Source organism: Carnobacterium sp. AT7 (genome assembly GCF_000171855.1).
In the GTDB taxonomy this organism is placed as follows: Bacteria; Bacillota; Bacilli; order Lactobacillales; family Carnobacteriaceae; genus Carnobacterium_B; species Carnobacterium_B jeotgali.
Genome location: NZ_ABHH01000016.1, coordinates 38,305 through 58,092 on the forward strand (window position 1 = coordinate 38,305; position 19,788 = coordinate 58,092).

Consider the following 19,788-nt stretch of genomic DNA (forward strand, 5'->3'; position numbering starts at 1 on the left):
AGGAGGAATTACAGTATGATTGAAGCTTCTGCGCCTGGTAAGCTATATATTGCGGGAGAATACGCCGTTGTTGAACCTGGATATCCAGCTATCTTAGTAGCTGTTGATCAATTTATCACCGTCTCACTTGAAAAATCTGAACGCGTTGGAAGCATCACTTCTTTCCAATATGGGAATCTTCCTATTTTATGGAAACGTGAAAATGACCGTCTAGTACTTGATAAACGGGAAAATCCCTTTCACTATATTTTAGCTGCTATTCGGGTGACCGAAGAATATGCGAAAGAACAAGGAAAGGAATTATCTTTTTATCACTTAACTGTTGATAGTGAATTGGATAGCTCACAAGGAAAAAAATATGGCTTAGGTTCTAGTGCCGCCGTTACGGTCGCTACGGTTCATGCATTATGTCGTTTTTATAAACTCACTGATAGTAAGAATGTTATTTTTAAATTGGCTGCTCTAGCTCATTTATCGGTTAAGAGTAATGGCTCATGTGGTGATGTTGCTGCCAGTGTTTATGGCGGATGGCTAGCCTTTACAACGTTTGATCCGGCATGGGTACTGGATCAAAAAGAACACAATACCGTAAAAGAATTAGTTGAAATGGATTGGCCTCACTTATCTTTTACGCCACTATCTCCGCCAAAAGATTTACGTTTAGTTATCGGTTGGACAGGTTCACCAGCATCTACTTCTCATTTGGTGGATGAAGTCACCAATAAACGCAGTCAAGATGCAATGGCTTATGACATCTTTTTAGAAAAAAGTAAAGAATGCGTCAATGCAATGATTACCGCTTTTCAAGAAGGAAATGTCACTGAGATACAGCGCCAAATTAGAAAAAATCGTCAACTTTTGCTTCAAATGAGTCAAGATACCTCTGTTACGATTGAAACGCCTGCTTTGACAAAACTATGCGAAATGGCAGAAAAGTTCAAAGGTGCTGCTAAATCTTCTGGCGCTGGTGGCGGAGATTGCGGGATTGTTATTTTTAATCGTAAAGAAGGCTTATTATCACTCATTACCGATTGGGAAAAAGAAGGCATTATCAATCTTCCCTTGCATGTCTATCAGAAAACAGATCTTTAATCCCTTTTCTATGGATAAAGATTTTTGGAGGGTCACATTATGAAACCAATGAATAATCGAAAAAATGAACATGTATCATTAGCAGAAAAATTTGCTAAAGAAAACAGAAAGTCTGATTTTGATTCTTTCCGTTTCGTTCACCATTCTTTTCCTGAAATGAAAGTTTCCGATGCCACTCTTTCTACTTCATTTGCTACATTAGATATGGCATTTCCTTTTTATATTAATGCTATTACAGGGGGAAGCCCTTGGACAAAAAAGGTGAATGAAAAGCTAGCGTTGATTGCTCGAGAAACTGGGATTGCTATGGCAACTGGTTCCATTAGCGCTGCTCTTAAAGACCCTACTGTTAAAGACAGTTTTACGATTGTAAGAGAGATTAATCCTACTGGCAAAGTTTTTGCTAATCTTGGGACCGGTCAAACATTGGAAAATGCAAAAAAAGCTGTTGAGTTGGTTCAAGCGGATGCCTTACAAATCCATGTGAATTCTCCGCAAGAAATTGTTATGCCAGAAGGCGATCGCGATTTTTCCAATTGGTTAACTGAATTAGAAAAAATTGTTCACCATGTCTCTGTACCCGTTATTGTTAAAGAAGTTGGATTTGGCATGAGCCGCGAAACCATCCAACAATTGACTTCGATTGGCGTACAGACCATTGATATCAGCGGCCAAGGTGGGACAAACTTTGCCCAGATTGAAAACTATCGCCGGGACAGCGATAAATATGATTATTTAGAAGGTTGGGGACAATCCACCGTTATCTCATTAGTGGAAGCACAACCTTACGTTAATCAGGTTGAAATACTTGCCTCAGGAGGTATCCGTAATCCTTTAGATATCATTAAATCCTTGTCTTTAGGGGCACGTGCTGTTGGCATTTCTGGCCTCTTCTTGCATATGGCTCTAAGAGATGGTGTAGAAACTACTATTTTAGAAATAGAGGCTTGGAAAAAACAGCTTGTTTCGATCATGACACTACTAGGAAAAAAATCAATCAAAGACTTAACTCAAACAGATGTGATTTTATTAGGAGACGTAAAAGATTGGTGTGACGCTCGCCACATTGATGCATCGCTTTTTGCTAATCGTTCTTCAATAAAATAGCTCAACCTATACAGTACTCATTAATAATAAAAATGCATTCCCACTATTGGATAACTATTCCAGTAGTTTTGGGAATGCATTTTTCGTATTCTTTAGTTATTTTTATTTTTCACTTAATTTTGACTAACAAAATTATGAAAGAGCTTTTCATAATTTTCTTCAAATTCAGTATAGTACTGTTCAGGAGATTGTTGCTTTGAGCGTTTCCATTCATACGCTAATCCAATCACGGACCAACTAATAATCGCTGCAAAAGACTCTAGTTGTCGGGCATCTTCTTTTGGGTAAGTGGCTTGAATGGCTGTCAAGATTGTTTGTGCCACTTCATCTCGTAAAACCTGACTCGTATATAAAGCCAGTTCTTCAATGTAGCTTTTTTGGCAGATAGTAGCCAAATTGGTGTGGAAACCCGTTAGAATCAAATAGATTTTTTTAATAAATTCAGGCGAGAATTCCTCTTGATCAATTGAATTCTCTCGTATTTGTACCAACAGTGTTTCTTCCACCATGGTATCTAATAATTGATACTTATCCGTATAATAATTATAAAATGTAGCTCGATTAATTTCAGCTGCATTAGAAATATCAGATACACGAATGGCCTCAAAACTCTTGTGATTCAGTAGTTCTTTGAATGAATCCATAATTAATTTTTGTGTTCGAATAGTTCGAATATCAGTGTTCTCCGTAGTAGTCATAGTGGATGCTCCTCGTATTTATAATTGATATCTATTATGAAATATACAACACTTCTACAGTATTGTTGATTGTATATTTCTTCAACGTTCGTTACAATGAGTATATACGACAGACGTTGTAAATGCAACAAGGGTTGTTTAAAAAATAACGAACGGAGTGTTATTAATGACTATAGATAAACTAAAATTTGGTTTAGATACGTTTGGTGACGTAGCGCGTGACAGCAAAACAGGAGAACGCATTACTTATGAAGAGTCCATTCGAAATATGGTAGAGGAAGGAAAATTAGCTGAACAGGTGGGCATAGATATCTTAGCTTTAGGCGAGCATCACAGAGAAGAATATTCGATTTCAAGTCCAGAAATTATTTTAGCAGCATTGGCTACAGTGACTAGTAAGATTACTTTAGGAACGGGTGTGACTGTCTTGAGTTCGGATGACCCTATCCGGTTGTATCAACGCTTTGCGACTTTAGATGCCCTCTCAAATGGACGTTCGCAAATCATGTTAGGGAGAGGGTCATTTACTGAATCCTATGGTTTGTTTGGTTATGACTTAAAAGAATACGATGAATTATTTGAAGAAAAAATTGCTTTATTCGATGAACTAATCAAAGGTGGTCCTATCTCTTGGCAAGGAAAGCACACTCCTACACTTAAACAGGTCGAAGTGTATCCGAAAATGACCGAACGTAAAATGGATGTACACGTCGGTGTTGGTGGAACACCAGAGTCTGTTATTCGCGCTGCAAGATACGGTTATCCACTCATGTTAGCAATTATTGGTGGACAACCCACTCGATTTAAACCCTATATTGATTTATACAGGAAAGCGGTCGAACAATTTGGTCAACCACTCCATCCTGTGGGCATGCATTCGCCAGGAATCATTGCGGATACCGATGAAGAAGCTAGAGAACTAGCTATGAAGTATTTAGTACCTGCAATGAATAAAACAGGATTAGAACGTGGTTGGTCTCCGATGACACAAGAACGCTTTGATTATGAAGTAAATCAAGGATCTTATTACATTGGAAGTCCAGAAACAGTCGCACAAAAAATGGCTCGTGTTATTAAAGATATGGGCATTGAACGCTTTGACCTCATTTATGGAATGGGCGGTTTTACACAAGAAGAACGATTTAAAACAATCGAATTATATGGAAAAGTTGTTATTCCTCGCATAAAAGAATTATTGAAAGAAGGAAACTAAATTGACTAAACCAATTATAGGAATTATTGGTGCAGGTAAATTAGGTACGACTCTAGGGAAACTGTTGGTCGAGGCTGGCTATCCTGTCCTCGTTTCTGGGTCCCAATCTGCTGATAAAATTCAATTAACAATTGATATCTTAGTACCAGGAGCCGAATCGTTAACCACTGAAGAAGTAAGTAAGCGAGCGGATATTGTTGTGTTGGCCCTTCCTCTAAGTAACTATCATCAAATTGATACACAATATTTAGAGCATAAATTACTAATTGATGCGATGAACTATTGGTGGGAAATAGATGGGCTTGAAGAGGTATATTCTGATGCTGAGCAGTCTTCATCTGAAAGAGTTCAAGCGTATTTTAAAAATAGTACGGTTATCAAAGCCTTTAATCATATGGGTTACCATAACTTGGGTGATGATGCCCGTCCGAACACGCATGAAGATAGAAAAGTAATTTTAATCGCTGGTGATCAGGTGGATGCTGTAAGTAAAGTTGAAACGATTGTTGATCATATTGGATTTACACCACTACACATCGGTGAACTTAAAACTGGCATCATCTTAGAATCAGGATCCCCTTTGTTTGGCGCAAGTCTAGGTTTAGAAAAAGTGCAAGAACAGTTAAAAATAAGTCTAAAAGAAATCGCTAATACCTAGTGCTTCTTAATCAGATTCAAATTTCGTTTACTGTTTAATGCATAAAAGTTCTTATAGCTGCCTAGCCATGTGCTACCACTAAGATAGCTATTCAAAAAGAAAACACCATTTTCATCTCTTGAAAATGGTGTTTTTTTCGCTATCAAGGCTGAGAGCAACTTATAGCCTCAATCCTTTCTTTTTGTATCTTTTTTGTTCTCGTTTTACACTTTGCTTTTTAGCATAATCCACTTTTGAGTGTCTTTAAAGCCTAAGTGTTGATACACTCGACCAGCTTCAGGATTAGAATAAAATAAACAAGCCGTTTTTTTCTTTTGGATACAAGTATTTACTAACGCAGCCGTTATAGCTGTTGCATAACCTTTCTCACGGTAATTTTGAATTGTTCCGACAGCAACGATCATCGCTGAAAGTTTTGTTTCAATAGCAATTCTTCCCGTTGAAACGATTTTACCCGTTTCATCTTTGATCACTTGAATAGCATTTGAATCCCGGTCCAATTCATTTGTAATTTCTTCGATTGTTTGTTGCTTCATCATCCCAATTTCTTTTAAACAATCGAGGTATAATGAAATATCTTTTTTGTCTAAAGGAACTACTTCTTGAATTATGGGGCTTTCCATTGCTAGTTCCTTGCATTCAGCTAAATAGGTTTCTTCTTTTTCATAGTCTTCAAATTCTTCTTCATATTGGGCAATAACTTCCTCACTACCGGATATATAATGAGGTGTTAAACTTTGAATCAAAGGTAAAAAGGTATCAAATCCTTCAAATTCGTTTCCATGGATAGGCATTACGTTTTCTTTATAACGAACCAACACACCACTAATTTCATCTTTACTATCTACATAAGCCCAAACATCTAAATCAAAATGCTCAAATCCGTATGTTTCAATATCGCCAATAGCAAATAAATTCACACTTGGCTCGTTATATAAGAAATTTAATAGATCTTCACGCTTATTTTCATCACATTTGTAAATCATTTTCTTTCTTCCTCCCAAGTGACAACCTTTATCCATTTAGTATACTTTTTTTTAAAAAAAATTGTATCTTTTTGCACTTTATTTGACCAGTTAATTGTGAGTATCTTAAACCAAATAAACCATTAGAGTAATCGCACTAATTCCCAGCACCATAGACCATAAAAGATTTTTTGTTTTATATGCCACGTAAAAAACAATAACTGAAGGAATCAGTTTTATATTGGTTACGGGATCTATGGTGAACTGATTTTTCCAAAAGAAAATATCCGAAAAAATTAAAGCTGAAAATATAGATACAGGTATAAATGACATCCATTTTGAAACTTTCTCTGGTATAGTTCGGTTATTTAAAACCAGCATGGGTAAAACTCGAGGCAGATAGGTGACTACCGCCATACCCAAAATCAGTTGGATGTGTTGACTAGTCATATTCTATCCCCTCTTTTCGTGTGTATTCTTTTCTATTCGTAAAATAGTCATCTATAAAATAGCCTATAAAAGAAGCTACTACTGCAGCAATCACTAATGCAATAGTGTGTTGTAAAAGAATCGTGAAGATAATCGCTAATACTCCTGCAGTCAATCCTACAAAAACATACAGCTTAGATGCAAATTGACTAACAAGTAGACTAATAAACATAGCTATCAAAACATAGTTGATGATTGTTGTATCAATAACCCAAGCACTTCCAACTAACGCACCAACAAAAGTACTAATTGACCATGTTGCATAAGCCAATGAGTTTGTTGCTAGTGCTTTATTTGCAGTCCATTCATGATTTTTAAATTGATTGTAATTGATAGCAAATGATTCGTCCGCAAGGGTATGGCTAAAAAAAAGTGTGAACGGTAAAGAAGGCTTTTTAATAAGTCCAGACATACTCGAACTCATTAATAAATGACGCAAATTCAAAAAGAATGTCATTGTTATAATTGCTGAGACTGATGCTCCCATACTTACCATTGAAGCAGCCATAAATTGAGCAGCTCCTCCAAATACGAGTAAACTCATAGCTAAAATAGTTATTGCATTTAATCCTGCATCGTATAAAACCATGCCCCCAGCTAAACCTAGTGGTACATAACTAATGATGACTGGATACATTACTTTCAATCCATCCAACCAATCTTGTTTTTTCATCTTTACCCTCCTAAACGAACATGTAACAGCTATTATATCACATTGTTAATTCTTTTTACGTTTATTTTGTATTTCAAATACTAAATAAAAAAACAACTTATTTTCACTCATTTCCATTGTAACTTGGGCTTAATTTTGCTACTGTAAACCTATTGAACTGCTTATGAAAGGAGTTATTGTCTGTGTTAAAAAGAATCGTTTTCAGCTCTTTTTTTATCAGTATTCTTTATTTTTTGGTGTACGCGTTTGTTCCGGCACTTAAAAATGCTGTTTATAGTGGTGGGTTTTGGGCTGTTTTACATGCATTGATGGGTATTATTTTGATTGTCGGTGTCTTTGGTATCATTTTATTCACCTTTCACTATTTATTTTCAGATCCTAATAAAAATTAAAAAAAGAGTGTTGAGAAAAAATCTCAACACTCTTTTTGTCTTTTCAGTTGATTAATCTATGATTACTTCATGGATTAATGGAATAGGCGTAGCTGAATCTGCTATTGTAATACCTTCCCAGATTTTTTGTTCTACTTCTGGTACTTCTTCTTTATTTGTGTGAATTGTTAATAACGCTTCACCTTTTTTAACAGCGTCGCCGACTTTTTTATGCAAAACAATCCCTACTGCTAAATCAATTTCACTTTCTTTTGTAGCACGTCCTGCTCCTAACATCATAGCCGCGATTCCTAATTCATCTGCTATGATTTCAGAAACAAAGCCATCTTTATTTGCTAAAACATCGATTTGATAATCTGCTTTAGGCAATAATTCCGGATTATCAATCACACTGATATCTCCACCTTGAGAAGCGATAAACGTTTTGAATTTTTCTAATGCTTTTCCATTTTCAATGGACTCTTCTAATAATGATCTTGCTTCATCTAAATCTTTTCCAATACCTGCTAAATGAACCATTTGACTTCCTAACGTTAAACACAAGTCCAATAAGTCAGCTGGACCTTTACCATTTAATGTATCAATAGCTTCTTTAACTTCTAACGCATTTCCGATAGCGAAACCTAGTGGTTGACTCATGTCAGAAATAACAGCCATCGTATTGCGTCCTACACGGTTCCCAATTTGAACCATTGCATGAGCTAACAGTCTCGCATCTTCAGTTGTCTTCATAAATGCCCCTGCTCCAGTTTTCACATCTAAAACAATTGCATCCGCTCCAGCAGCAATTTTTTTACTCATAATTGAACTTGCAATCAATGGAATCGAATCAACTGTTCCCGTTACATCTCTTAAGGCATACAATTTTTTATCCGCTGGTGTTAAGTTTCCAGATTGCCCAATAACGGCTACTTTATTTTCATTTACTAACTCAATAAATTTTTCTTGTGTCAATTCTACATGGAAACCTGGAATTGATTCTAGTTTATCGATTGTTCCACCAGTGTGACCTAAGCCACGCCCACTCATTTTGGCAATTGGAACACCTAGACTTGCTACTAAAGGTGCTAAAACAAGAGTTGTAGTATCGCCTACTCCACCCGTTGAATGTTTGTCTACCTTTACGCCTTTAATCGCTGATAGGTCAATTTCTTCTCCAGAATGAACAATACTCATCGTTAAATCGCTTTTTTCGCGGTCATCCATATCTTTGAAATAGATAGCCATTAACATTGCACTCATTTGGTACTCTGGAATCTCTCCAGCAGTATATTCTTTAATCATTGTTTGGATTTCTTCAGTTGTTAATGCTTTGCCTTGTTGTTTTTTTGTAATTAAATCGACCATTCTCATTTATCATATACCCCTTTTTAATTTTAATTGATTTGCTAAGTTTACCACATTTGCAGAAAAAACGCTTTCACAACTTAATCATTCTAACGCTTACCTAATCAATACCAAATCTTTTAGCCATTGAAACTCTTTAGTTTAGTTGATTATCAGCGTGCTTCTATAATTTCAAGTCCTGTATTACGCCCTACAATAATAGTATTTACTCGGTCCAAAAATAAGCCGTGTTCCATAACTCCTGTTAAACCATCTAACCAAGTCGCTAACGAATGTGGATCTTCAATTTTAGTCATATGCAAATCAATAATATAATGACCACCATCTGTTAAATAATTTCCCCCAACATCATTTTTTCTCATAGTTGGTTGAAACCCTTTTTCTTCAAAAATGCGCACTAACTGTTGGCTACCATAAGGCATGACTTCTATCGGCAGTGGAAATGCACCTAACGTTTCCACCATTTTGCTCTCATCAACAATCCAAATTACTTTTTTAGAATAATCTGCAACGATTTTTTCAAATAACAGAGCTCCACCGCCACCTTTTACTCCTTGATACTTAGAATCAATTTCATCTGCTCCGTCAATCGTTAAATCAACCGATTCCACTTCATCAATGGTTTTCAGTGGAATGCCTAATTTTTCTGCTTGCTCTTTTGTTCGAGTTGAAGTTGTCACTCCGGTAATAGTCAAACCTTCTTTAACTCGCTTTCCTAAAGCTTCAACCATGTAGTAAGCCGTTGATCCAGTTCCTAATCCTACAACCATACCGTCTTTCACATATTCTGCTGCTTTTTCTCCAACTAGTTGTTTTAAATTCATTTTTCTACTCCTTCTGCTTCATGTCTTTATTCTCTATTAGTATAGCATAATACCTGTTTTATAGAGCCTAATCTAGCAAAAAATTAATTACAAAATGGATTGTTTAATCGTCACTAATTACCAGCCCATTCTCTCTTTAAAAAAAACAAAACCCACTGGAAATTAGTCAGTGGGTTTTGTTGAGTAGATTCTAAGAAGCTTCGTAGACCGTTTGGCATCCTTTAATTGAGCTGCATATCTTTCAGGGTCTCTTCGCATCCTTTTAGTTGAGCTGCGTTCGACAGACTCTCGGAAAAAACGTAATCTCTTCGAGGATGAAACATCCTCTGCGATATTTCTTATTTTTCTGTCAAGCCTGAACGTCGAACTCCGCATCCTATTATTTTCTGTGCATTTTGAATTCTAGGAAGTAGTCATTATATACACCAATGTACTTAGATCCTAGATCTTCGTATACTTCTAGATTTTTCATAGTTTCTTCATTCGGGTAAAATTGTTCATCTTCGGTTATTTCAGCTGGTAGAATTTTCATTGCTTCTTTATTAGGCGTGGAATAACCAACGTATTCTGCATTTTGAGCCGCATTCTCTGGCTCTAGCATGAAGTTGATAAAAGCGTAGGCCGCTTCAAAATTCTTAGCTGTTTTTGGAATAACAAAATTATCAAACCATAAGTTAGAACCTTCGCTTGGTATCACGTAATGAAGATTTTCATTTTCGTATAACATTTCAGAGGCTTCTCCAGAAAAAGTAACCGCTACTGAAGCTTCTTCTTGGATCATATACATTTTGATTTCATCCGCAACAATCGCTTTTACGTTAGGGGTCAAACCGCTTAGTTTTTTAGCCGCTGCAGCTAATTGATCATCCTCTTTTGAATTCAAAGAATTCCCTTCGCTATCTAACGCCAAACCAATAATTTCTCTAGCGCCATCAATTAGCATCACTTCATTTTTCAACTCTGGATTCCACAGATCATCCCAATGCTGAATAGCATCCTCTTCCACAAATTTGTCATTATAAATGATTCCTAGAGTACCCCAAAAGTAAGGAATTGAGAACTGATTGCTTGGGTCAAATGACTGATTTAGGAATTGAGCATCAATATTAGCAAGGCCTTTTATTTTTGAATGATCCAATTCAATTAATAAATCCTCATCAATCATTCGTTCAATCATGTATTCACTGGGAACAGCTAAATCGTAATTCGTCCCACCTTGTTCAATTTTTGTATACATGGCTTCGTTAGAATCGAATGTTTCATAAGTTACTCTATAACCCGTTTCATCTTCAAATTTCGTGATAAGTTCTGGATCAATGTAGTCGCCCCAGTTGTATAAATTCAAACTATTTTCTCCTGTGATCCCTTTAGCTTTTTCCAACTGATCAGCACCAATGTATAAACCGGCACAAATTAATAGAATAGCTAAAATCATACTTATTAATTTTTTCATCGCATGCTCACCGCCTCAGCATGTTGTCGTTTTTTATTTTTTTGTTTTTTTGTCATATTGTGTTGTTGAATAAAGTAATAACCAATTACAAGAATCAAGGCAAAGACAAACATTAAGGCACTTAAAGCATTAATCTCTAAGCTAACACCTTGACGAGCTCTTGAATAAATTTCTACTGCTAATGTTGTAAAGCCATTTCCGGTCACAAAGAATGTTACGGCAAAATCATCTAATGAATACGTAAATGCCATGAAATAACCTGCTAAAATACCAGGAGTGATACTTGGCAAGATAACTTTTAACAGCACTTGCCAAGTATTTGCACCAAGATCTCGAGCTGCTTTGATCATTGTGTCGTTCATTTCTTGTAATTTTGGCAAAACCATTAAGACGACAATCGGAATACTAAAAGCAACGTGTGATAATAAAACAGACACAAAGCCTAAACGAAACCCAATAAAAGTAAACAAAATTAAGAAACTAGCTCCAATAATAACATCTGGTGAAACCAATAAAATATTATTGAAACTCAATACAGCATTTCTTGTTTCCCTTTTTTTTACAAAATAAATTCCAATAGCACCAAATGTTCCAATGGTAGTGGCTATTAAAGAAGACAACAACGCAACTAAAAGAGTGTTCAAGACGATACCGATTAACCGCGTGTCTTCAAATACTGCTGCATAATTATCTAAAGTAAATCCAGTAAAACTGGTCATTGTTCCGCCATCATTAAACGAATAAAAAATTAAAAAGGCAATTGGCGCATACAAAACGATAAAGATAAAGATGAGGTACAAATTAGACCACTTAAATCGCTGTTTTTTCATTTATGAGCCACCCCTTTCTTTTTCTTTTCTCCTGTAAAGAGCATGATAAGAATCATAGCAATAATTAATACCACTCCAATAGTTGAACCCATACCCCAGTTTTGTGTTACTAAGAAATGTTGTTCAATAGCTGTGCCTAACGTGATAACACGATTTCCACCAATTAAACGAGTTAACATAAATAGGGATAACGATGGAATAAAGACTGCTTGAACGCCACTTTTAACGCCAGTCAGTGTTAATGGAAAGATAACTCTTCTAAATGTTTCAAAATTATTTGCACCTAAATCACGACTGGCTCTAATGAATGAAGGATTCATTTCTTCAAGAGCATTAAAAATAGGCAGAATCATAAAGGGGATTTCAATATAAGTCGCTACAGCTAAGAAGCTGAAATCAGTAAATAAAATTTGTTGTCTGCCTATTCCTACAAATGCAAGAAAGTCGTTCACTGTTCCATTTGCACTAAAAATCCCAATAAACGCATAAGCTTTCAATAATAAATTGATCCAAGTTGGCAATATAATCAACAAGAGCCATAACTGTTTGTGCTTCGTTTTATTCAGCAAATACGCTGTCGGATAGCTAATGAGTAAAGTAAATAAAGTAATCAAGAATGCATACCAAAATGAATTTAAAGTCATTCTAAGGTATGTACCCGATTGAAAATAAGCTTGGTAGTTGTCTAGTGTAAATTGTCCATCAACAGTGAAAAATGATTGATAGACAATCAAGACTAAAGGTGCGACAACAAACAATAGGAGCCAAAAAGTATAGGGTATAAAATAAAATACATTCGATTTTTTCGTCATTTTTCTCCCCCTATTCCTCTTCGTAGCTTTCAAGACGAGCATCAAAGTCTTGTTCAGTTTCGTTAAATCGCATAACGTGGATGTCTTCTGGTTCAAAGTACAAACCTACTTCTGTTCCAACAATCGCTTTTTTAGTCGAATGAACCATCCATTCGTTATTGTCGCGGTCATATCCAATAATTTCATAATGCACGCCACGGAATAATTGAGTATCCACTTTAACTGTCAATTTTCCTTTTTCTACCGTCGTTAAGGCTAAATCTTCTGGACGCAAAACAATTTCAACCTTTTCATTCGGCTTCATTCCCGCATCAACACATTCAAAGGTATGTCCAACAAACGAAACTTCATAATCTTGGACCATTGTTCCTTTAACGATATTGCTTTCGCCAATAAAATCTGCCACATAACGATTAATTGGTTCATCGTAAATATCTACTGGCGTACCACTTTGGATAATTTTCCCATTTTTCATAACGAAAATTTCATCACTCATAGCTAAGGCTTCCTCTTGATCATGCGTAACGAAAACAAATGTGATACCTAAACGTTGTTGCAGTTCGCGCAATTCATATTGCATTTCTGTTCTCAATTTCAAATCTAGTGCTGATAAAGGCTCATCTAACAATAAAACTTCCGGTTCATTTACTAATGCACGTGCAATAGCAACTCTTTGACGTTGTCCACCCGACATTTCACTAATAGCACGATCTTCATAGCCCGATAATTGAACCATTTTTAAAATATTTTCTACTTTCTCTTTGATGATCTTTTTGTCTAGTTTCTTGATTCTTAACCCAAAAGCTACATTTTCAAAAACATTCATATGTGGAAATAGCGCATAGTCTTGGAAAACCGTATTTACTTTGCGTTTATTAGCAGGGATATCATTAACCTTTTTTCCATCTAACGTAATCGTTCCTTCTGAAGTTTCAGTAAAGCCCGCAATCAAATTTAGAATCGTTGTTTTCCCACAACCAGATGGCCCAAGCAAAGTATAAAATTTTCCTCGTTCAATCTCAAAATTAATATTCTTTAAAACTGGCTCGTCATCATCGTATTGTTTTTTTACATTTTCAAATGTAATAATCGCATTGTTTGTCATTTTTTTGCTCCCTTATAATGAATTTTTTTGACTTTCGTTCTTGTTGTCTCTGTTTAGTTGATTAATCAAAGATAAGAATCGGTAACTACCAATAGCAATAAACTTTCTTCATTGCTGTGATTAATGATTTGGTGCTTCTGGGTAGCATGAAAATAAATAGATTCCCCTTTTTTAGCAAAATACCGTTTAAGTCCTATTTCGACACAAATTTCTCCTTCTAATACATACCCAAACGTCTCAGCTAATGATGGTCCAAATTCTTTAAATTGCCCATTAGTAGTCAATTTTAAAAAAACCGGCTCCATTTCATTTTCATTCGATTCTGGAACAAGCCATTTGATCTCGTATCCTTTTTCATCGTCTTCATAGACAGTTATCTCATCTTTAGTGTAAACGACACGCTGCTCTTCTTGTTTTTCATCAAAGAAGTCTTTTGGACTACACCCCAAAACTTCTAAAATATCAAAAAAGACTTCCATTGAAGGAACACTTAAATCTCTTTCAACTTGAGAAATGTATCCTTTGCTCAAATTGGTTCGTTCAGCTAATTCTTCTTGTGTCAGATTCTTTTGGATTCTTAAATTTTTAATCTGGTTCCCAATTTCCATACAAACTCTCCTTCGAGTTTCCTTGTTTACTATCAGTAAACCAAAGCTCACTATTGTTTACGCTTAGTAAACATAATGTTTACTACAACCTTTTATATTATAAATCCTTTTGAATAAAAAGCAACAAAAAGAATCGCATTCCATTCAAACTGGATGCGATTCTATGTGCTCCCTAAATCTCTTTGATTAAATTCCACCCATTCAGCTGTGCTACCTAAAAAAAACTCTAGAAGATTTCGCTTCTAGAGTTTTCAACTCATTAGTCTTCTCCAATGATTCTTACTTCAGGTACAAGCTTAACACCATTCTTTTCAAAAATAACTTCTTGAATATGATGAATCAATTCGATGTAATCTGTTGCTGTTGCTTGATTGATGTTTACAATAAAGCCGGCATGTTTCATTGAAATTTGAGCGCCACCCCATATCTTCCCTTGTAAACCAGCTTCTTGAATCAATTTACCAGTAAAATACCCAGCCGGACGTTTAAAAACACTTCCACATGAAGGATACTCCAAAGGTTGCTTAGATTCTCTTAACAAGGTTAATTCATCCATTCTTTCTTTTATATCTACAGAATGGCCTTTTTTCAATTGGAAAACGACTTCCAAGACGATATCTTGGATTTCTTGGATACGACTATGTCGGTAACTAAATTCTAGTTCTTGATTATCAAATGTTTTTACTTCACCATCACGTGTTAATACCGTAACTGATTCAATAACTTCACTCACTTCACCATCATAAGCACCGGCATTCATATAAACTGCTCCACCAATACTTCCAGGGATGCCGCACGCAAATTCTAATCCCGTCAACTCAGCTTCATAAGCTGCATAAGATGTATCAATTAATCGTGCTCCACTTTGGACAGTTATTTTTTTCTTCTCAATTTTTATCTGTTTCATTTCCGTTAATATCATGACAATTCCATGTATCCCGCTGTCTTTGACAATCAAATTACTGGCATTTCCTAAAACCGTTAAAGGCAAGTTTTCTTTTTTGCCCACAGGACAACGTCTTTAACTTCTTCTGCTGAATTTGGAAAAACTAACATATCAGCTGGTCCACCTGTTTTAGTATACGTGTAAAGTGACAAAGGTTCATTTTCTTTTATGTTCAAATTCGGGAATTGATTCTTAAACTCTTCAAATAACATAGTATTTAATACCCTTTCGTATAAGTTGAGCCTACTGCTCTACCTTTTATTAATCGATCTAGCCTACTTACTATACTTAGTTTAACATGCTAGGTTTCTTTTTTATAGTTTCGTTTAGCTTTCTGTCAAAAGATTTAGTACTTTCTTAACATAACCTTTGTTCAAAAAAAGGTCTGGGAAAATTCTCCCAGGCCTGTTTGATTTGAACTCATTTTTCAGCTAACCATAAGTCGCTACATCATTTTCTTATTTTAATTTATTCAAGTAATCATAACGTTCAAATATTTCTGACTCAGCTATTCCTACAAGAACGGTTCCTTCTTCGATCCGGTAATCTGGACCAAAAGAAACATCCATTCGTTTTTGATTCACTTTTCTGATTCCAATAATATTGATTTCATATTTTTGGCGTAAATCTAACTCATCAAACGTTTTACCAATCCAACGAACTGGCGGTTTGAATTCAATAACAGCGTAATCTTCATCTAAATCTACAATATCCGTAATGTGTCTTCTTAAAACATTTTTTGCTACACGCGTTCCAGCTTCTTTTTCAGGACGTATTACTTTGGTAGCACCAATTTCATAAAGAACTTCCATAAACGACTTGTTTTTAGCTTTTGCAATAATCGAAGGAACACCTAATTTTTTGCAGTTCATAATAGCTAGAACACTAGCTTCTAAACTCGTTCCAGTTGCTACAACCACTACATCGCAATTATCTAAACCGATGCTACGCAAAAAATTCAAATCTGTAATATTTCCTTGTATTGCTTTTGTTACATAAGGTTCGACACGTTCAACATTATCCATATCTAAATCAACTGCAATAACCTCACAGTCAAATTCATTTAATTCTTTAGCAATTGACGATCCAAAGACACCTAGGCCTAATACGCCGATTGTTCTTACTGCCATATTCAAGTTCTCCTATCCAATTAAAATTGTTGTCTTTGCATACAACTGATCTTTTGTTTTTCTACTTTTCCGACTCAAACTTAATAAAATGGTGATCGGTCCAATTCTACCCACGAACATTAAAATCATCAATACAACCTGACTAATATGAGATAACTCTGGTGTCAAATTAACACTAACACCCACTGTTGCCAATGCAGATACTGCTTCAAACAATAAATATAAGAAAGGTTGGTCTTCAACTAACATTAAAATGCTCACACCTGCCAATAGGAAGAGTGTAAAGGTTGCAATAACAACGATTGCACGACGAATAAGTTCTATCGGAATTGTATGATGAGCATAGTTAACGTGTTTTTGACCTTTGATTTCACTGATAATTAATAAAACAACTAGTGCAAATGTTGTCGTCTTAATCCCACCCGCAGCTCCACCTGGAGACCCGCCAATAAACATTGTGCCGATAAAAAATAATAATGAAAAAGGTTTTACTAATTCAAAATCAATTGTCGCAAAACCGGCTGTTCTCATCGTTACTGTTTGGAAGAAAGAAGTTAATACTTTCTCACCAAACGTGAAGTTGCCGATTGAATTAGGATTATTCCACTCTACCGCTAAGAAAACAAGAGTTCCAACTACAATCAACCCCAAGGTCATATTGATAGCTAAGCGCGTATGAATTTTCAACATCCGGTAAGATCTTTTCCAACCACTTTTGCATTTATTTTTAATAATAGATTGAACATTATGAGTCACATCAAACCAAACGGAGAAACCAATCCCGCCTAAAATAATCAACGTCGTGACCACCAAATTTATCAAGGGATCATGAACATATTCTTGCAGGCTGTAAGCACCTATGTTATCAAAACCTGCATTGCAAAATGCTGAAACAGCAATAAATAAAGAAACAAAAAGACCGCTAGCATATCCAAATTCCGGGATAAATCTAATTGACAAAAGAAGCATTCCCGTGCCTTCTATAATGGCAGTATATTTAATAATGGAGGCTAGATAAATTTTAAAATCTCCTAGTTCATCTCTGTTAAGAGATTCTTTCACAGCAATAGTATCCGAGAAACTCATTTTCCTTCCCATTCGCATGAGAAAGGTCGCTAATATGGTCATTAAACCAATTCCACCAATTTGCATGAGAACAATACAGACTATTTGTCCAAATACCGTAAAAGATGTGGCTACGGGTAATGTAAATAAACCCGTTACACATACCATGGATACTGCTGTAAATAAATTATCAAAATAAGTTGTTTCTGAACTTTCAAGATTGCTAAAAGGAAGCGTCAATAAAAGCGATCCTATGAAGATAACAGTTGCAAAGCTAATGACTATTTTAACAGCTGGAGGTAATCTCCTGAGCCTTTTTAAAAACATCGTTTTCTCCTCATTCTTTCTTAAATTCTGGCATACGAATGTATTATATTCTTTCTAAAATAAAAGTAAAGAAAATTCGATTTTTTCTAAAAAAATAAGATTGGCTTCCGCCAATCTTATGCTTATAATAACACTAGTTTATTAGACATAATCTGCTACAATCAGTTGACAGATGCGGTGGCTTTCCAGAGAGGATTCCATGCTCACAGGATTCACTTGGTTTTCAAATCCTTCTATTGTATCACGAATCAACGGAGCAAAACCTCTTTTTTCAAGAGTTTGATCCCAATCACTAAAATTGATGACTTGTTTTTTTCCAGCAGTTTCAATTTCGTAATCGGTTAAATTTGTTACTCGATGAGTACCTGTTGGCGATTGAACTTCTGCTGTTTCGAAGTTCGCACCTGAGTTATAATTCATTGTGGCAATACACTCTGTGTGTTTTGTAGTAAGATGCAACACACATGTTTTCAAATCACCGTTTTCTTCTTTTATGCTGAAGTTTGTTTGAATAACGGGTTCATCCAATAAGAATAAAGCGGTATCAACTACATGAATAAACAAATCATAAATGGCATATTTCACACTACCCGAACTGTTAGGTTTTGTTTTTTGGACAAAGACCATACTTTTGTTAGGAACTTCTTTCAATTTTTTAATCATCGGTGCAAATCTACGATTAAATCCTGTAACAAGTAAAACATTTTTTTCTTCAGCTAGTTGCATCAATGTTTTTACTTCATCAAGATCTTCACTGATTGGTTTATCAACATACACATGGATGCCTTTTTCAATACATTGTCTGATTAGAGCTTCATGAGTATGCGTTGCTGTATGTATAAAAACGGCTTCAACTCCACTCATAAGTAACTCTTCAACAGAAGAATACAAATTAGAAATTCGATATTTTCCACCGATTTTTGCTAACTTTTCTTGATCACGTGTAAATAAATGCCATTCTATTGTTTTATCCATAGCCATCATAACCGGCAAATAAGCCTTTTGAGAAATATTTCCTAAACCAATAATTCCAATTTTCATTTTTAAAACCTTCTCTCTTTTTTCTTTTTCACTACATATCCTATCATATTTCATACGAGAATACTCTTTTTAAAGGCTTTTCGTCAAATAGTGTGGATGCTTCAAAAAATTCTTATGGAATAGACTGATTTGCTTGTAAGAGCCCTGGTACGGTCTTAAGCCTAAAGTCTTAATATCTTTCAAGCATCAAACACAGCCTACTCGCTAAAGCATTAAAGCTGAGTCATTCGCATTGAATACTTAATCGGGCTACAAGCAATCCTATTCCTCCAGAATGTTAAGCATGAACTAAATTAATCTACCCACACTAAAAAGTATAGAGACTTTTTAAAATGCGAGATAGTTTACTATTTTTTTATCTTTTGTACAATAAAGATAAGATGTTACTTATTTAGGAGGAACAAGCTAATGAAATTTATCTCATGGAATGTTAATGGATTGCGTGCCATTATAAAAAAAGGCTTTATGGATATTTTCAATGAATTAGATGCTGATTTCTTTTGTCTGCAAGAAACCAAGCTCCAAGAAGGACAGATTGAGTTTAAAGTTCCAGGCTATTATGATTACTGGAATTATGCAGAGAAAAAAGGCTATTCTGGAACAGCTATTTTCACCAAACACAAACCACTATCTGTAACTTATGGCATTGGGAAGCCTGAACATGATCAAGAAGGACGCGTTATCACTTTAAGCTACCCTGATTATTATGTTGTTACTTGTTATACTCCTAACTCTAAAAGCGAATTGAAACGTCTGGATTATCGAATGGAATGGGAAGATGACTTTCTCTCTTACCTTAAAACATTGGATACTGAAAAACCAGTCATTCTCTGTGGCGATTTAAATGTCGCACATGAAAATATCGATTTGAAAAATTGGAAAACAAATCAAAAAAGTGCTGGATTTAGCGAAGAAGAACGCTTGAAGTTCTCCACTTTACTAGACAATGGGTTTATTGATACTTTCCGTTACTTCTACCCCAATAAAGAAGTGCCTATACTTGGTGGAACTAT

General features: G+C 35.4%; 19 protein-coding genes and 2 pseudogenes. 6 read left to right on the forward strand and 15 right to left on the reverse strand.

Annotated features, from left to right (window positions below; all coding sequences use genetic code 11):
* The first annotated feature begins 15 nt into the window (after positions 1 to 15).
* Together CAT7_RS07415 and fni are read left to right on the forward strand one after the other, a co-directional pair.
* Positions 16 to 1,092, forward strand: coding sequence for a phosphomevalonate kinase (locus tag CAT7_RS07415; protein WP_007723952.1), 1,077 nt, complete (start codon positions 16 to 18; stop codon positions 1,090 to 1,092).
* A 39-nt stretch (positions 1,093 to 1,131) separates the two neighbouring features.
* Positions 1,132 to 2,199, forward strand: coding sequence for a type 2 isopentenyl-diphosphate Delta-isomerase (fni, locus tag CAT7_RS07420; protein WP_007723953.1), 1,068 nt, complete (start codon positions 1,132 to 1,134; stop codon positions 2,197 to 2,199).
* Positions 2,200 to 2,312: 113 nt separating this feature from the next.
* Here fni and CAT7_RS07425 read toward each other — a convergent pair whose 3' ends face one another.
* Positions 2,313 to 2,897 (reverse strand): TetR family transcriptional regulator, encoded by a 585-nt coding sequence (locus CAT7_RS07425; RefSeq protein ID WP_007723954.1) that lies wholly within the window; start codon positions 2,895 to 2,897, stop codon positions 2,313 to 2,315.
* Between the two features lie 166 nt (positions 2,898 to 3,063).
* Between CAT7_RS07425 and CAT7_RS07430 the strand changes: the two genes are divergently transcribed.
* Positions 3,064 to 4,110 carry an LLM class flavin-dependent oxidoreductase gene (locus CAT7_RS07430; RefSeq protein WP_007723956.1) on the forward strand — a complete coding sequence of 349 codons (1,047 nt, stop codon included), beginning with the start codon at positions 3,064 to 3,066 and terminating at the stop codon, positions 4,108 to 4,110.
* A gap of 1 nt (position 4,111) precedes the next feature.
* A complete protein-coding gene (locus CAT7_RS07435; RefSeq protein WP_007723958.1) occupies positions 4,112 to 4,768 on the forward strand; it encodes an NADPH-dependent F420 reductase in 657 nt (218 codons plus the stop codon).
* A gap of 203 nt (positions 4,769 to 4,971) precedes the next feature.
* Here the strand turns inward: CAT7_RS07435 and CAT7_RS07440 are convergent, their stop codons facing one another.
* The 3 genes from CAT7_RS07440 to CAT7_RS07450 all read right to left on the reverse strand — a co-directional run bounded on the left by CAT7_RS07440 (position 4,972) and on the right by CAT7_RS07450 (position 6,895).
* Positions 4,972 to 5,754, reverse strand: coding sequence for a GNAT family N-acetyltransferase (locus CAT7_RS07440; RefSeq protein ID WP_007723960.1), 783 nt, complete (start codon positions 5,752 to 5,754; stop codon positions 4,972 to 4,974).
* A gap of 105 nt (positions 5,755 to 5,859) precedes the next feature.
* Positions 5,860 to 6,183, reverse strand: coding sequence for an AzlD domain-containing protein (locus CAT7_RS07445; protein WP_007723962.1), 324 nt, complete (start codon positions 6,181 to 6,183; stop codon positions 5,860 to 5,862).
* Entirely contained in the window at positions 6,176 to 6,895 is a 720-nt protein-coding gene (locus CAT7_RS07450) for an AzlC family ABC transporter permease (protein ID WP_007723963.1), read from the reverse strand. Before CAT7_RS07450 ends, CAT7_RS07445 begins: the two co-directional genes overlap by 8 nt.
* 182 nt (positions 6,896 to 7,077) lie before the next feature.
* Between CAT7_RS07450 and CAT7_RS07455 the strand changes: the two genes are divergently transcribed.
* On the forward strand, positions 7,078 to 7,287 hold the full coding sequence (locus CAT7_RS07455) for a hypothetical protein (protein WP_007723965.1): 210 nt from the start codon (positions 7,078 to 7,080) through the stop codon (positions 7,285 to 7,287).
* A 51-nt stretch (positions 7,288 to 7,338) separates the two neighbouring features.
* Here the strand turns inward: CAT7_RS07455 and CAT7_RS07460 are convergent, their stop codons facing one another.
* From CAT7_RS07460 to CAT7_RS07515, 11 genes and pseudogenes are all read right to left on the reverse strand, one after another.
* Entirely contained in the window at positions 7,339 to 8,640 is a 1,302-nt protein-coding gene (locus CAT7_RS07460; RefSeq protein ID WP_007723967.1) for a pyrimidine-nucleoside phosphorylase, read from the reverse strand.
* A 146-nt stretch (positions 8,641 to 8,786) separates the two neighbouring features.
* Positions 8,787 to 9,458, reverse strand: a complete 672-nt coding sequence (rpiA, locus tag CAT7_RS07465; protein WP_007723976.1) for a ribose-5-phosphate isomerase RpiA — start codon at positions 9,456 to 9,458, stop codon at positions 8,787 to 8,789.
* A 379-nt stretch (positions 9,459 to 9,837) separates the two neighbouring features.
* Positions 9,838 to 10,911 carry an ABC transporter substrate-binding protein gene (locus CAT7_RS07470; protein ID WP_007723978.1) on the reverse strand — a complete coding sequence of 358 codons (1,074 nt, stop codon included), beginning with the start codon at positions 10,909 to 10,911 and terminating at the stop codon, positions 9,838 to 9,840.
* On the reverse strand, positions 10,908 to 11,741 hold the full coding sequence (locus CAT7_RS07475) for an ABC transporter permease (protein WP_007723980.1): 834 nt from the start codon (positions 11,739 to 11,741) through the stop codon (positions 10,908 to 10,910). Before CAT7_RS07475 ends, CAT7_RS07470 begins: the two co-directional genes overlap by 4 nt.
* Positions 11,738 to 12,553: an ABC transporter permease gene (locus CAT7_RS07480; protein ID WP_007723982.1), complete on the reverse strand. Its 816-nt coding sequence runs from the start codon at positions 12,551 to 12,553 to the stop codon at positions 11,738 to 11,740. The genes CAT7_RS07475 and CAT7_RS07480 overlap by 4 nt, the downstream gene beginning before the upstream one ends.
* A gap of 10 nt (positions 12,554 to 12,563) precedes the next feature.
* Positions 12,564 to 13,658: an ABC transporter ATP-binding protein gene (locus tag CAT7_RS07485; protein ID WP_007723984.1), complete on the reverse strand. Its 1,095-nt coding sequence runs from the start codon at positions 13,656 to 13,658 to the stop codon at positions 12,564 to 12,566.
* A gap of 65 nt (positions 13,659 to 13,723) precedes the next feature.
* The gene (locus CAT7_RS07490) at positions 13,724 to 14,266 is read right to left on the reverse strand and encodes a helix-turn-helix domain-containing protein (RefSeq protein WP_007723985.1); all 543 of its coding nucleotides are present in this window, start codon (positions 14,264 to 14,266) and stop codon (positions 13,724 to 13,726) included.
* Between the two features lie 259 nt (positions 14,267 to 14,525).
* A pseudogene (gene murB / locus CAT7_RS07495) lies at positions 14,526 to 15,424 on the reverse strand (UDP-N-acetylmuramate dehydrogenase).
* Positions 15,425 to 15,670: 246 nt separating this feature from the next.
* The gene (locus CAT7_RS07505; RefSeq protein WP_007723988.1) at positions 15,671 to 16,342 is read right to left on the reverse strand and encodes a potassium channel family protein; all 672 of its coding nucleotides are present in this window, start codon (positions 16,340 to 16,342) and stop codon (positions 15,671 to 15,673) included.
* A gap of 12 nt (positions 16,343 to 16,354) precedes the next feature.
* Complete coding sequence (locus CAT7_RS07510; protein WP_007723989.1) at positions 16,355 to 17,734, reverse strand: TrkH family potassium uptake protein; 1,380 nt, start codon at positions 17,732 to 17,734, stop codon at positions 16,355 to 16,357.
* Between the two features lie 141 nt (positions 17,735 to 17,875).
* The gene (locus tag CAT7_RS07515) at positions 17,876 to 18,775 is read right to left on the reverse strand and encodes a Gfo/Idh/MocA family protein (protein ID WP_007723990.1); all 900 of its coding nucleotides are present in this window, start codon (positions 18,773 to 18,775) and stop codon (positions 17,876 to 17,878) included.
* A 408-nt stretch (positions 18,776 to 19,183) separates the two neighbouring features.
* Here CAT7_RS07515 and CAT7_RS07520 point away from each other — a divergent pair.
* A pseudogene (locus CAT7_RS07520) lies at positions 19,184 to 19,788 on the forward strand (exodeoxyribonuclease III); the annotation flags it as partial.